This window comes from Massilia sp. Dwa41.01b, from assembly GCF_014171775.1.
Classification (GTDB): domain Bacteria; phylum Pseudomonadota; class Gammaproteobacteria; order Burkholderiales; family Burkholderiaceae_D; genus Telluria.
Window position 1 is genome coordinate 1,823,167 of the sequence record NZ_CP050454.1, and the last position, 12,574, is coordinate 1,835,740.

The following is a 12,574-nucleotide window of genomic DNA, read 5'->3' on the forward strand; positions in this document are numbered from 1 at the left end:
ACCTGACCCCAGCACTTACCCATTGTTTCTCAAGCAAGGCAGAGCTCGTGTCCGAATGTCAGACCTGACCCCGGCCCTTTGGTTGTCAGTACAAGGTCTGCGCGGATTCGTGGAGCAGCTGTCCGTACAGCTCGTGGCGGTGCTTGGCGATCTTGCCCTCGCGGACAGCCTCGAGCACGGCGCATTGCGGCTCGGCCAGGTGGCGGCAGTTGTAGTACTTGCAGCCGCCGAGGTAGGGCTTGAACTCGACAAAGGCCCGTTCCAGCATGCCTTCTGACAGGTGATACAGGCCGAATTCCTGGAAGCCGGGTGAATCGATGATGGCTGCGCCTTCACCTGCCTCGCCAGGCAACCAGTACAGGCGCGTGAACGTCGTGGTGTGCTTGCCGGTGTCGAGCGCCGCCGAGATTTCGCGCACGGCGATGTCGGCGTCCGGCACCAGCAGGTTGATGAGCGAGGACTTGCCCATGCCCGACTGGCCGATGAAGATCGACGATTGCCCGGCCAGCAGGGGCCGCAACACTTCCAGTGCGTGCTCGGGATGGGCGCGTGCCGATACCTCGTGCACCGGGTAGCCGAGCGAAGCGTACACGCCGGCACGTTCGCGCGCGCGCGGCAGCAGGTCGGTCACGTCGGTCTTGTTCAGGATCAGGTGGGCCTCGATGCCGGCCGCCTCGGCCGCCACCAGCGAGCGCGAGACCAGGTCGTCGGCAAATCCCGGTTCGGTCGCCACCACGATGAACAGGCGCGAGATGTTCGCCGCCAGCAGCTTCGACTTGTACTGGTCAGAGCGGTAGAGCAGGGTGCTGCGCTCGGCGATGTCCTCGATGACGGCCTGGTCGTTCGAGGTGCGCTTCAGGTGGACAACGTCGCCGACCGCCACGTTGGTCTTCTTGCCGCGGGTGACGCACTGGAGCAGTTCACCGCCGGCGTCGGCCAGGTAATGGCGGCCGTGGGCGGCGATGATGGTGCCGCGCATGGCGCCGCCGTCGGCCGCGCCCTTGCTCTCGCCTTTGTTCTTCTTGTCGTTCATGCGCGGGTTCGTCCTTCGTAGAGTGCGTCGGCTTTCGCCGCGCAGATGAAATCGTTCAGGGAGACGGCGTTGCCCGCCGAATGGGTGGTGTAGGCGACGACGCAGTGGCGGTAGCGCACGGTCAGCTCCGGATGGTGGTCCTCGCGGTGGACCATCCACGCCAGCGCGTTCACGAAGGCGATGGTTTCGTGGTAGTCCTTGAACGCGTAAGTACGCTCGATGCGCGGTCCGGCGAGGCGCCAGTCGGGCACCTGCGCCAGCAGCGATGCGAGTTCGTCGCTCCCGAGCGCCGGTGCGCCGTGGGTGCAGTGCAGGTCGGTCAGCATCACAGCTGAGCTCATGCGCCGGCGGCGCGCATCTGGGCGCCCAGGTGGGCAATCCGCACCGAGGCCGGCGGGTGCGAGTCATAGAACGCCGAGTGCAGCGGATCGGGCGTCAGCGTCGAAGCATTGTCCTCGTACATTTTCACCAGGGCGGACACGAGGTCGCGCGCGTCGCTATGCTGCGCGGCGAAGGCGTCGGCCTCGAACTCGTGCTTGCGCGAGGTGATCGAATTGAGCGGTCCAAGGACGAAGGTGAAGATCGGCAGTACCAGCGCGAACAGCAGCAGGGCCATCGCGTCGTCCGCGTTCGGTGGCATCGTCGGCGCCAAACGCAGCGGCATCACGCCCAGGCCGGTGTAGAACCAGGCCTGCTCCTTCAGGTAGCCGAGCAGCGCCAGGAAGGCCAGCGACAGCGCGAACATCACGACGATGCGCTTGACGATGTGGCGCAGCTTGAAGTGGCCCAGTTCATGCGCCAGCACGGCCTCGATTTCCTGCGGCGCGAGGCGCTCGACCAGGGTATCGAAGAAGACGATGCGCTTGGCTGCGCCGAAGCCGGAGAAATAGGCATTGCCGTGGGCGCTGCGGCGGCTGCCGTCCATCACGAACAGGCCCTTCGATGCGAAACCGACGCGCGCCATCAGGCCCTCGATGCGGCTCTTCAGAGCTTCGTCGGCGAGCGGGGTGAACTTGTTGAACAGCGGCGCGATCACGCTCGGGTACAGCACCATCATCAGCAATTGGAAACCGCTCCAGACGAACCAGGTCCACAGCCACCACAGCGAACCGGTGGTTTCCATCAGTTTCAGTACCACCCACAGCAGCGGCAGGCCGATGACCGCGCCAACCAAGGCGCCCTTGACCATGTCGGTCAGCCACAGCGAGACGCGCATCTTGTTGAAGCCGAAGCGTTCTTCCAGCACGAACTGGCGGTAGTAATCGAAGGGCAGGTCGAGCAAGCCTGAGACGATGGCGAACGCCGTCACCAGGGCGATCTGATGTAGCATGCCGGGACCGGTCCACCCAAGCAGGGTAGTCGACATGGCCTGCAGGCCGCCCAGCAGCGTGAAGCCGATCAGGGTCAGGCCGCCGAAAAGGAGGCCGGCGATGCCGAAGCGGGTGCGGGCAACCGTGTAGTCGGCGGCTTTCTGGTGGGTGTCGAGCGAGACTTTGGCTGCAAATTCGCTTGGCACCTTGCCGCGGTGGCGCAGCACGTGACCGATCTGGCGGGTGGACAGCCAGAAGCGCAGGGCGAGCGTGCCTACCAGGAAAACGACGAACAAAACCGAAAACGCGAGTGAAGACATTCAGTGCCTGTGAGAAAATGCAGGATTGATTAGGCAAAGAGAGAATTATGTCACAAGCCACCGATTCCGCAGTATCCGCAACCCCTGCCACGCCCGCCGGGCGCCCGAACGAGATGAACCTCGTCTGGGTCGACATGGAAATGACCGGGCTCGACCCGGACACCGACCGTATCATCGAAGTCGCCGTCGTCGTCACCGACATGCACCTGAACGTGCTGGCCGAGGGCCCCGTCTTCGCCATCCACCAGTCCGACGAAACGCTCGACAAGATGGACAACTGGAACAAGGGCACCCACGGCAAGTCCGGCCTGATCGACCGCGTGAAAGCCTCCACCGTCACCGAGGCGGACGCCGAAGTCGCGCTGATCGCGTTTCTCAAGAACTTTGTCCCGGCCGGCAAGTCGCCGATGTGCGGCAATACCATTTGCCAGGACCGCCGCTTCATGGCACGCGGCATGCCGAAGCTGGAAGCCTTCTTCCACTATCGCAACCTGGATGTGTCGACACTGAAGGAACTGTGCCGCCGCTGGAAGCCGGAACTGGCGTCGGGCTTCAAGAAGCACCAGAAGCACACGGCCCTGGCCGACATCATCGAGTCGGTCGAAGAGCTCAAGTACTACCGCGAGCACTTCATCAAGCTGTAAGTCACGCCACGGATCGGCCGCCGCGCGCGGCCGTCCATCCACATTGGCTCATACGGCTCAGCGACATAACAATTGTGTTCCAGCACGGTGCAGTCCTGTGCCAGAATCACGGGATGCCCCGAATTCACCATAGCGGTTCACCGAAGGCCCAGTCGGCCGTACGCTCGCTCATTGCCGCGCGCGACTGGAGCGGCCATCCGCTCGGCCATCCCGACCGTTGGCCCGCCGAACTGGCGACCGCGGTCGGGATGACGCTCAACTCCTCGTTCCCGATGTTCGTCGCCTGGGGCGCGGAGCTGCACCTGCTCTACAACGACGCCTATGCCCAGATCATGGGCACCAAGCACCCGGCCGCACTGGCCCAGCCTTTCAAGCAGGTCTGGGCCGAGATCTGGGACGACCTGGTGCCGATCATCGACCGGGCGCTGTCGAACAAGCCCGCCTTCTTCCAGGACCTGCCGCTCACCATCGTGCGCCAGGGCTATCCCGAACAGGCCTGGTTCACCTTTTCCTATGCGCCTCTGGAAGACGCCGCCGGCAACGTCGCCGGCATGTACTGCACCGTCATCGAGACCACCGACCGCGTCCAGGCCGAGCGCCGCGCCGCGCTCGAACTGAAACTGTCGGACGCGCTGCGCCCCCTCAGTGCCCCGAGCGAGGTACTGGCCACGGCCAGTGCGCTGCTCGGCCAGGAACTGCGCCTGACACGCGCGCTCTATGCCGAAGTGGACGACGAGGCCGGCACCTTCCATACGCCGCGCGAGTGGAGCGGGCCGGGGATGGAACACCTGTCGCGCGAAAGCTTCCCGATCGCCGAGTTCGGCACCGAGCTCATCAAGGTGCTGCGCGCCGGCGAGACCCTGATCATCGACGATGCCTTCCTTGACCCGCGCACCGCCGGCTTCCCGCAGCGCTATATCGAGGAAAACATCCGCGCCGTGCTGACCGTGCCGCTGGTGCGCGGCGGGCGCCTGGTCGCCTTCCTCAGCCTGAATCGCGCCGAGCCCTACCGCTGGAGCGCGAACGACGTGCGTTTTACGCGCGATACCGCCGAGCGTACCTGGGCCGCGCTCGATACGGCACGGGCCCAGGCCGAGCTGCGCGCCGAGCGCGACCGCAGCCGCTACATCTTCGACACCATGCTGGAAGGTTTTTCGCGGGTGGCGCCGGACTGGACCCTGGTGGAGATGAATGCCGAAGGCCTGCGCATCTGCCGCAAGACGGCCGCCGAGGTCGTCGGGCGCAACCACTGGGACGTGTTTCCCGAGGTGGCCGCGACCAATGCGGGGGCGATGCTGATGCGTACCATGCGCGAGCGCGTGCCCGGCGCCGTCGAGCACAGGGTACCGGACGCCGAAGGACGCCTGGGCTGGCACGAACTGCGCGCCTTCCCGACCCAGGACGGCGGCATGGCGATCTTCTTTCGCGACATTACCGACCGCAAGCTGGCCGAGAGCAAGCTCAAGGCGGCCGACCAGCGCAAGGACGAATTCCTGGCCATGCTGGCGCACGAGCTGCGCAACCCGCTGGCGCCGATCAGTGCCGCCGCCCAGCTGCTCGACATGGGCGCACTCAACGAAACCCGGGTGCGCCAGAGCAGCGCCATTATCGGACGCCAGGTGCGCCACATGACACGCCTGGTGGACGATTTGCTGGACGTGTCGCGCGTCACGCGTGGATTGATCGAACTCGACAAGGTGCCGCTGGACGTACGCAACATCGTCGACGAAGCGATCGAACAGGTGCGCCCGCAACTGGCGGCGCGGCGCCAGCGCCTGGGAGTGCACCTGCCGTCGACGCCGCTGGTGGTCGAAGGCGACCGTGCGCGTCTGGTGCAGGTGCTGTCCAACCTGCTCGGCAATGCCGTGAAGTATTCTCCGGACGAGCGTGCCATCGAAGTGAGTGCGCGGCCAGAGGGAGAGCGCCTGGTGCTGACGGTGGCCGACGAGGGCATCGGCATGGAGCGCGAATTGACGGAACGCGCCTTCGACCTGTTCGCCCAGGCCAAGCGTTCCTCGGACCGCTCGCAGGGCGGCCTGGGACTGGGCCTGGCGCTGGTGCGCAACCTGGTCGAACTGCACGGCGGCGAGGTGGCCTGCGCCAGCTCCGGGCCGGGGCGGGGCAGCACTTTCACGGTGACGCTGCCGCTGGCGGGGGCGCTCCCCTCGCTTGTGACTGGCGCGCGTCCGGCGCGTGCGGGAGGCGTCGGCATGTCGGTGCTGGTCGTCGACGACAACATCGACGCGGCCACCACCCTGGCGATGCTGCTCGAAGCGGCCGGACACCGGGTCGCGGTCGAACACGCGCCGCTGGCGGCCATCGAACGGGCCCGCGCGCTGCGTCCCGACGTCTGCCTGCTCGACATCGGGCTGCCCGGCATGGACGGCATCGAGCTGGCACGGCGCCTGCGCGCGCAGCGTGAGAGCGCGGGCGCGCTGCTCGTGGCGGTGTCCGGCTACGGCCAGGAAGCGGACCGCCACGCCGCCCGGGAGCGGGGTTTGCCCACCACCTGGTCAAGCCGGTCGATTTCGACGCGCTTGCCGCGCTGCTCGCCTCCAACGGCAGCGAGCGCGTCGGGGGCGCTAGGCGATCAGCGCATCTGCGTGTAGTTGACCGGGACCCAGCGGTAGCCCTTGCCCTCGCTGCGCAGGTAGCCCAGTCCCGGAACTGCAGGTGGGCGCCGCCGATCAGCGCGCCCTCCTGGCGGCGGCGTCGAACACCTTCTTGCGCGCGGCGGCTGCCGCTTTCTGGTCGCTGTCGAAGCCGATCGTCACCGCCGGATTATCGAACTGCACCGCCGCCACGTGGATCAGGTCGCCGACGAGAACCAGCTTCTTGCCGCCGCTTTCGACCACATAGGTCGCGTGGCCGGGCGTGTGGCCCTGGGCGCCCTGGACGCGGATGCCGGGGACGAGCTCGCCATCGCTGTCGAAGGGCTTGAACTTGCCGCTCTTGATGTAGGGGTCGAGCGTGGCCATCGCGTTCTTGAAGAAGTCCCTGGCTTCCGCCGGCGCCTTGTCCATGTTCGCCTGGCTCAGCCAGAAATCGGCCTCCTGCTTCGACGCGCGCACGATTGCATTCGGGAAGGCGATCTTCGACTGCGCCAGCAGGCCGCCGAGGTGGTCGCTGTGGAAGTGGGTGATATAGACCTCGTCGACCTGCTCGGGCGTATAGCCGGCGGCCTTCATGTTCGCCAGCAGCTTGCCCAGGGTCGGGCCGAACAGCGCCCCGGCGCCGGTGTCGATCAGGACCAGCTTCTTGCCGGTGTTGACGAGGAAGGCATTGTCCGAGGTTTCGAGCGGCGTCTTCAGGTGGGCTTTCGCCAGCGCGCCGGTCGTCTTGTCGGCCTTCTGGTTCAACAGTTTCTCCACCGGCAGGTCGACCGTTCCGTCCGACAGCGGGGTGATCTCGAACTCGCCCAGCATGGTGCGGAAATAGCCCGGGGCAGGGGTCTTGGCCATCGGCGCGGCGGCGAAAGCGGGAGCGGCGATGCAGGCGGCGGCGCAGGCGGCGGCCAGCAGGCGCAGGGTGGATGGCAGAGCTCGGGTCATGGGTTCTCCTCGTCGTTGATGTTGTTGGATACGGAACTTAGATACTGAACAATGCTGGGTATCGTACATGAATGCCGGGGAGCGCGTGAGTACCGGCGAAGGCTGGGACATCGCTTATGCGTCCCGGGCAAGCCGACGCCGCTTGTGGTGTAATAGCCGTCTTTGCCTGGAATTTCCACGGAATGCGAGTCACCTTCGTCCAGTGGCTGCACGGCTTCCTGCCGCAGCCGCTTGCCGCCAGCGGCGCCGAGCGCATGCGCGCCGTTGCCGGCGCCTGCGTTGGCCTGCTGGCCACAGCCCTGCTTTCCCACCTGCTCGCGCCGCAGCTGTCGGCCTGGCTGGTCTGGTCCCCGATGGGCGCCTCCGCCGTGCTGCTGTTCTGCGTACCGGCCAGCCCCCTGGCCCAGCCCTGGTCTGTCGTGGGCGGCAATACCGTGTCGGCCCTGGTCGGCGTCGCCTGCGCGCACCTGCTGCCCGATCCGGCGCTGGCCGCGCCCTGGCCGGCGCCCTGGCGATCGGCACCATGTTCGCGCTGCGCTGCCTGCACCCGCCGGGCGGGGCGGTGGCACTCACCGCGGTGCTGGGCGGCCAGGCCGTGCATGACGCCGGCTTTGCCTTCGCCTTCATGCCGGTGGCGCTGAACTCGGCCCTGATCGTCGGCGCCGCCCTCGTCTACAACAACGCCACCGGCCGGCGCTACCCGCACCTGCCGCACGCGGCCGACCGCAACGTGCATGCCACCGGCGACGCGCTGCCCGCCGAGCGGCTCGGCATCACGGAGGAAGACCTGGAAGCGGCGCTGCTGCGCTATGGCGAAGTGCTGGACGTGAGCCGCGACGACTTGCTGGCGATCGTCGACGACGCCCGCCAGATCGCGCTGCAGCGCCACTTCAAGGAGCGCACCTGCGGCGAATTGATGTCGACCCATATCATCGCCCTCGGCCCGCGCGACACGCTCGAGCATGCGCGCGAACTGCTGTTGCGCCACCGGGTGCAGTCGCTGCCGGTGCTGGACGAGACGCGCCACCTGCGCGGGGTGCTGGCGCAAGAGGACCTGCTGCGCCATTCCGGCTGGATCGCGCGCCTGCGCCACCGGTGCCGGGCGCCGCGCCGCGCGTGCAGGACGCCATGCGCCAGCGCGTGGTGGCCCTCGACGTTGCCGCGCCGATGGCCCAGCTGGTGCCGCTGCTGCGCGACGAGGGTTATCACCAGGTGGCGATCACGGGGGAGGACGGGGTGATGGTGGGGCTGGTCAGCCAGTCCGACCTGCTGGCGGCCTTGCTCGAAGAGCGGATCGAGCACGCCTAGGCGCGGCGGCCATTCCCGGCCGGGCACCCGTCCAAGCCGCGTCAGGGGCGAAAAAAAACCGGGGCAGACCCCGGTTCTTCCATCCAGCCGTACTACAGGCCGGGAATCACGCCGACTCCGCCCCGCAGCATTTCTTGAACTTCTTCCCGCTGCCGCAAGGGCAGTCGTCGTTGCGGCCCACCTTCGGCGTCTCGTGGCGCACGGTCTCGACCGCGGCCTTGCGCAGCGGCAGCCAGTAGCGGTGGATCGCCGGCAGGTTCGCTTCGATTTCCAGCGCCAGCTGGTGTGCCTTGACAGGGTCTTCGACCAGCGGCAGTTCGGCTTCCTCGATCTCGTCGGCACCCAGCAGGTAGAGCGGACGCATCAGTTCGGCCACCTCGGATTCCCAGATCGGGTCCCAGGAGCCGGGGCGCAATTCCATGCCTTCCCAGAAACCCCAGCACCAGGCTTCGGCGTCGATCAGGGTCTGGCCGGCGTGCTCGTGCTCGCAGTAGAGCGGCTCGAATTCCTTGGGCGCCACCTCGAAGGTGATCAGCACTTCGTTCATGAAGCGCATGATCAGGTTGAGGATGCGTTCTTCTTCCTTGGCATTCTTCCACTTCGGCGCCTGCTTGCCGTCCTCGCCCCAGACACGCGGCAGCCACTCGGCCGGCATGATGGTTTCCGGCCCGATCGCAATGGCCGTCAGGTAGCCGTGCAGGGTGTCCATCGTCATCGCGTCTTCCGGGCTGCGCTCGGAGAGGAGGAATTGGTCGAGTTCGTCGAATTCTTTTTCGGTCAGGGGCTGTTCGAGTTGCATGTCAGGGTCTTCGTTGCGGATGCGCGGGAACCGGGCGGCTCCCAAAGGCTGCCAGTGTAACGCCTTGGAGGCGTGCAGTGCGCGAAATAGGCCGCGCCGCCTTACAATGACGATCATGCACAACGAGTCCACCCCCACTTCGCCCGACGCCGGCCACCCGTTTTCCAGCCTCGACCCGGGCCGCGTGCTCGACGCGCTCGACAGTGTCGGCCTGCGCGGCGACGGCCGCCTGCTGGCCCTGAACAGCTACGAAAACCGGGTCTACCAGGTCGGGCGCGAGGAGGGGCCGCCGGTGGTCGTCAAGTTCTACCGTCCGGCGCGCTGGAGCGATGCCGCCATCCTCGAGGAACACGCGTTTGTCGCCGATCTGGCCGAGCAGGAAGTGCCGGTGGTGCCGGCCGACATCATCGACGGCCGTACGCTGCACAGCTTCGAAGGCTTTCGTTTCGCCGTCTTTCCGCGCCGCGGCGGGCGCGCCCCGGAACTGGACGACCCCAAGGTGCTGGAGTGGATCGGCCGCTTCATCGGGCGCATCCATGCGCTTGGCGCGACATCGGCCTATGCCGAGCGGCCCACATTGAACCTGCAAACCTTCGGACGCGAGCCCTTCGACTTCCTGCTGCGACACGACTTCATCCCGCACGAACTGCGCGCGACCTGGGCCAGCGTCGTCGAGCAGGCCTTGGCCGGCGTGGCGCGCTGCTACGAACGCGCCGGCACCGTGCCGCTCCTGCGCCTGCATGGCGACTGCCACGTCGGCAATGTGCTGTGGACGGATGCCGGGCCGCATTTCGTCGACTTCGACGACAGCCGCATGGGCCCGGCGGTGCAGGACCTGTGGATGCTGCTGTCCGGCGAACGCCATGAGCAGGTGCGGCAACTGTCCGACGTGCTGGCCGGCTACGAGGACTTCTGCGATTTCGATCCGCGCCAGCTCTACCTGGTCGAAGCCCTGCGCACGCTGCGCCTGGTCCATTACGCGGGCTGGCTGGCGATGCGCTGGGACGATCCCGCCTTTCCCGCCGCTTTTCCCTGGTTCAATACCCAGCGCTACTGGCAAGACCGCATCCTCGAGCTGCGCGAGCAGGTTGCACTAATGGATGAGCCGCCGCTCTGGCCCGTGTAGAGCGCGTTCTCGGGATACGGCTGAGCAGAAATGCGGGGTGAATACCGCGCAGTTCCAAGTGACATGATTGTCGTGTTTGACGGATAATGGTTTGGCGCGAGCGCGCGCCCAGCCAACCCGAGAACACCCATGGACAGCCAATCCGCACCACACGACGATACCGACTTCACGATCGACCTGCCTGAGTCGCAGGCTGCGCACGTTCCGGCCGCTGCGCCTGCCGGGCGCCCGCTGGAGCAGGGGGCGATCAAGGAAGCGATCGCCCGGGTCGAGGCCGAGGCCAAGGCGAACGTCGCCGCCGAGTCGCGCGCCCATGCCGAGGCGCACGCCCGCTCGCTGGCCGAGGAACGCGCCGCCATGGATGCCCAGGCCGCTGCCGCCGCGCTGGCCAATGCCCGGGCGTCCGAGCAAGCCATCGAAGCGAACCGCGCCCGCCTGGAAACCCTGCGCGCCGCCGCCCAGGCCTCGAACGAGCGCCTCGAAGCGATGCGCCTGGAAACGGCCGACCTGCGCGCGCGCGTGCAGGCCGACCACGACAGCCGCATCGCCACCGAAGCACGCGCCCGCGCCGCCGAGGAAGCGCGCCGCCGCGCCGCCGAGCAGCTCGAAGCGGAAGCGGCGATGGCCGAGGAAGCCGCGCGCGCGGCCGAGGAATTGCTGGCCCAGACCGTCGAGGCCCGGCGCCAGGCTGCCGAGCGCCTGGCCGCGGTGCAGGCCGCCCGCGAGGAAGTGCTGCACAACGCCGCCGCCGACGCGCGTGGCCCGTGCTGGCGCGCGAACGCGAACGGGCCGAGAAGGCGGCGCGCCAGACCGCGGAAAAGCTGGCCGAAACCGAGGCCGAAGCACTGGAACTGGCACGTCAGCGCGAACGCGCCGACCAGGTCGCCCTGTCCTCGGCCTTCGCGCGCGCCGCCGCCGAGGCCCGTGCACTGGAGGAGGCACGCGCGCTGGCCCACGTCGAACACGAACGCGAAGCGATTGCCCAGGCCCAGGCCGACTCCCAGCGGGTGGCGGCCGACACGTTGCGCACCCGCCTGCAGCTGGAAAAGGAATTGCGCGACGCCGCGATCCACCGCGAGCGGGTCGAACACATGGCGGCAGCCAGCGCCGAGGCACGCATCGAAGCGGAGGCGCGCATTGTCGCTGCCACCGAGGCGCGGATCGAGTCCGACCGCAAGCTGCGCGAAGCGGCCGAGCTGCGCGCCGCGGCCGAACAGGAAGCGAGCCGGCAAGTGGAAGTGCGCCTGCAGGCCGAACGCGAAGCGGCAGCCCACGCCGCCCAGCGCGCCGAGGCCGACCGGCTGGCCGCGGCTGCGGCCGCGCGCGACGCCGAGGAACAGCAGCGCGAGCGAGCGCTCGCCGAGGAGCGCGCCGCGCAGGCGCGCGCCGCTGCCGAAGCGCGCGCGGCCGCCAACGCCGCCCAGGAGGCCGAACTGGCGGCCCAGGCCGAGACAGTAGCCGCCCAGCGTGAAGCGGCCGAACTGGCCGAGCGCCGCGCCCGTGAAGCCGAAGCCCTGGCCGCCGCCGAGCGTGCCCATGCCGAGGCGGAAGAAGCCGCATTGGCGCGGCTGCAGGAAAACTCGCCGTCGAACGCGAACTGGAAGCGGCCGCGCGTGCGCGCGTCAAGGCCGACGAAGAGCAGGCGCGCCTGCTGGGCGAGCAGCTGGTCGCCGAGGAACGTGCCGCGCGGGCGCGCCAGCTGGCGCTCGAGGCCCAGCGTGCCCAGGCGGCGCAGGCGCTGGAAGCGGCGCAGCAGGAAGAAGCCGCTGCGAGGCGCGAGCAGGCCGCGGCCCTGGCAGCCCAGCGCAAGCGGCCGCGGCCGCGGAGCGTTCGCGCATCCAGGCCGAACACGCGGTGATGGAGGAAGCGCGCCTGGCGGCCGCCACGACGGCGCTCGAGACCGAACGCCAGGCAGCCGAGGCGGCACGCGCGGCGCTGGACATGGCCGAACAAAGCGCCGCCGCCCAGCGCCGCCAGGCCGAGCTGGAAGCGCGTGCGAATGAAGCAGCGGCTGCGCGCCTGGCCTCCGAACAGGAAGCGGCCCTGGCCGCACGGGTGCGCCAGGAAGCCGAGGAAGAAGCCGCACGCCTGGCCCGCGAACGCGAACAGGCCGAGGCGGCAGCGGCCCAGGCGGCCCCGGAAAAGCGCGATGCCCAGCGCGCGCTGCTGGAACACGCCCAGGCCCACGCCGAGATGCAGCGCAAGACGGCAGCCACCACCTTGCAGATGGCGCAGGCGCGGCGCGAGTTGCTGGAGCTGGAAACGAAGCGGCTGGAAGAGCAGGCCGCCGAGCTGTCGGCCACCGAGGACGCCATCAACGAACGCAAATCCGATGCGCGCCGGCGCGCCGCCTCGGAAAACATCACCCGCGAAGTCCTTGGCCGCCTGAAGCAGCAGCCGTCGGCACAGCAGGCCGCAGCCCGGCTGGCCGAAGTGATCATGAACCAGCGGCGTTCGGGGCTGGAGTAGGGTGGGGTGAATGA

General features: G+C 68.2%; 11 protein-coding genes and 2 pseudogenes. 7 read left to right on the forward strand and 6 right to left on the reverse strand.

From position 1 onward, the window contains the following. Positions 1-85: 85 nt before the first annotated feature. Genes rsgA through G4G28_RS08285 form a run of 3 tightly spaced genes read right to left on the reverse strand, consistent with a single transcriptional unit; the run spans position 86 to position 2,663 of the window. Positions 86-1,033: a ribosome small subunit-dependent GTPase A gene (gene rsgA / locus G4G28_RS08275; protein ID WP_182991582.1), complete on the reverse strand. Its 948-nt coding sequence runs from the start codon at positions 1,031-1,033 to the stop codon at positions 86-88. Further along, the gene (locus tag G4G28_RS08280; protein WP_229425555.1) at positions 1,030-1,374 is read right to left on the reverse strand and encodes a 4a-hydroxytetrahydrobiopterin dehydratase; all 345 of its coding nucleotides are present in this window, start codon (positions 1,372-1,374) and stop codon (positions 1,030-1,032) included. The genes rsgA and G4G28_RS08280 overlap by 4 nt, the downstream gene beginning before the upstream one ends. Then, positions 1,371-2,663: a M48 family metallopeptidase gene (locus G4G28_RS08285; RefSeq protein WP_182991583.1), complete on the reverse strand. Its 1,293-nt coding sequence runs from the start codon at positions 2,661-2,663 to the stop codon at positions 1,371-1,373. Before G4G28_RS08285 ends, G4G28_RS08280 begins: the two co-directional genes overlap by 4 nt. A 47-nt stretch (positions 2,664-2,710) precedes the next feature. Between G4G28_RS08285 and orn the strand changes: the two genes are divergently transcribed. Both orn and G4G28_RS08295 read left to right on the forward strand, forming a co-directional pair. After that, positions 2,711-3,307, forward strand: a complete 597-nt coding sequence (orn, locus tag G4G28_RS08290) for an oligoribonuclease (RefSeq protein WP_182991584.1) — start codon at positions 2,711-2,713, stop codon at positions 3,305-3,307. Positions 3,308-3,420: 113 nt separating this feature from the next. Further along, positions 3,421-5,916, forward strand: a complete 2,496-nt coding sequence (locus G4G28_RS08295) for an ATP-binding protein (RefSeq protein WP_183108235.1) — start codon at positions 3,421-3,423, stop codon at positions 5,914-5,916. Here the strand turns inward: G4G28_RS08295 and G4G28_RS08300 are convergent. Then, positions 5,898-6,858 (reverse strand): annotated as a pseudogene (locus tag G4G28_RS08300) (MBL fold metallo-hydrolase). The gene G4G28_RS08295 and the pseudogene G4G28_RS08300 overlap by 19 nt on opposite strands. Positions 6,859-7,211: 353 nt before the next feature. On the opposite strand from G4G28_RS08300, the pseudogene G4G28_RS25530 reads away from it, so the two are divergent. Then, positions 7,212-7,864 (forward strand): annotated as a pseudogene (locus tag G4G28_RS25530) (HPP family protein); the annotation flags it as partial. A gap of 161 nt (positions 7,865-8,025) precedes the next feature. Continuing rightward, positions 8,026-8,166, forward strand: coding sequence for a CBS domain-containing protein (locus G4G28_RS25535; protein WP_229425557.1), 141 nt, complete (start codon positions 8,026-8,028; stop codon positions 8,164-8,166). 106 nt (positions 8,167-8,272) lie between these two features. Here the strand turns inward: G4G28_RS25535 and G4G28_RS08310 are convergent, their stop codons facing one another. After that, entirely contained in the window at positions 8,273-8,965 is a 693-nt protein-coding gene (locus tag G4G28_RS08310) for a UPF0149 family protein (RefSeq protein ID WP_182991588.1), read from the reverse strand. Between the two features lie 115 nt (positions 8,966-9,080). Here G4G28_RS08310 and G4G28_RS08315 point away from each other — a divergent pair, with 115 nt between their 5' ends. Next, complete coding sequence (locus G4G28_RS08315) at positions 9,081-10,091, forward strand: serine/threonine protein kinase (RefSeq protein WP_182991589.1); 1,011 nt, start codon at positions 9,081-9,083, stop codon at positions 10,089-10,091. Here G4G28_RS08315 and G4G28_RS25540 read toward each other — a convergent pair. Next, positions 10,059-10,829 (reverse strand): hypothetical protein, encoded by a 771-nt coding sequence (locus G4G28_RS25540; RefSeq protein ID WP_229507957.1) that lies wholly within the window; start codon positions 10,827-10,829, stop codon positions 10,059-10,061. The genes G4G28_RS08315 and G4G28_RS25540 overlap by 33 nt on opposite strands. 26 nt (positions 10,830-10,855) lie before the next feature. On the opposite strand from G4G28_RS25540, the gene G4G28_RS25545 reads away from it, so the two are divergent. Further along, positions 10,856-12,094, forward strand: coding sequence for a hypothetical protein (locus tag G4G28_RS25545; protein WP_229507958.1), 1,239 nt, complete (start codon positions 10,856-10,858; stop codon positions 12,092-12,094). Next, positions 12,033-12,560 carry a hypothetical protein gene (locus tag G4G28_RS25550; RefSeq protein WP_229507959.1) on the forward strand — a complete coding sequence of 176 codons (528 nt, stop codon included), beginning with the start codon at positions 12,033-12,035 and terminating at the stop codon, positions 12,558-12,560. Before G4G28_RS25545 ends, G4G28_RS25550 begins: the two co-directional genes overlap by 62 nt. Positions 12,561-12,574 lie beyond the last annotated feature (14 nt).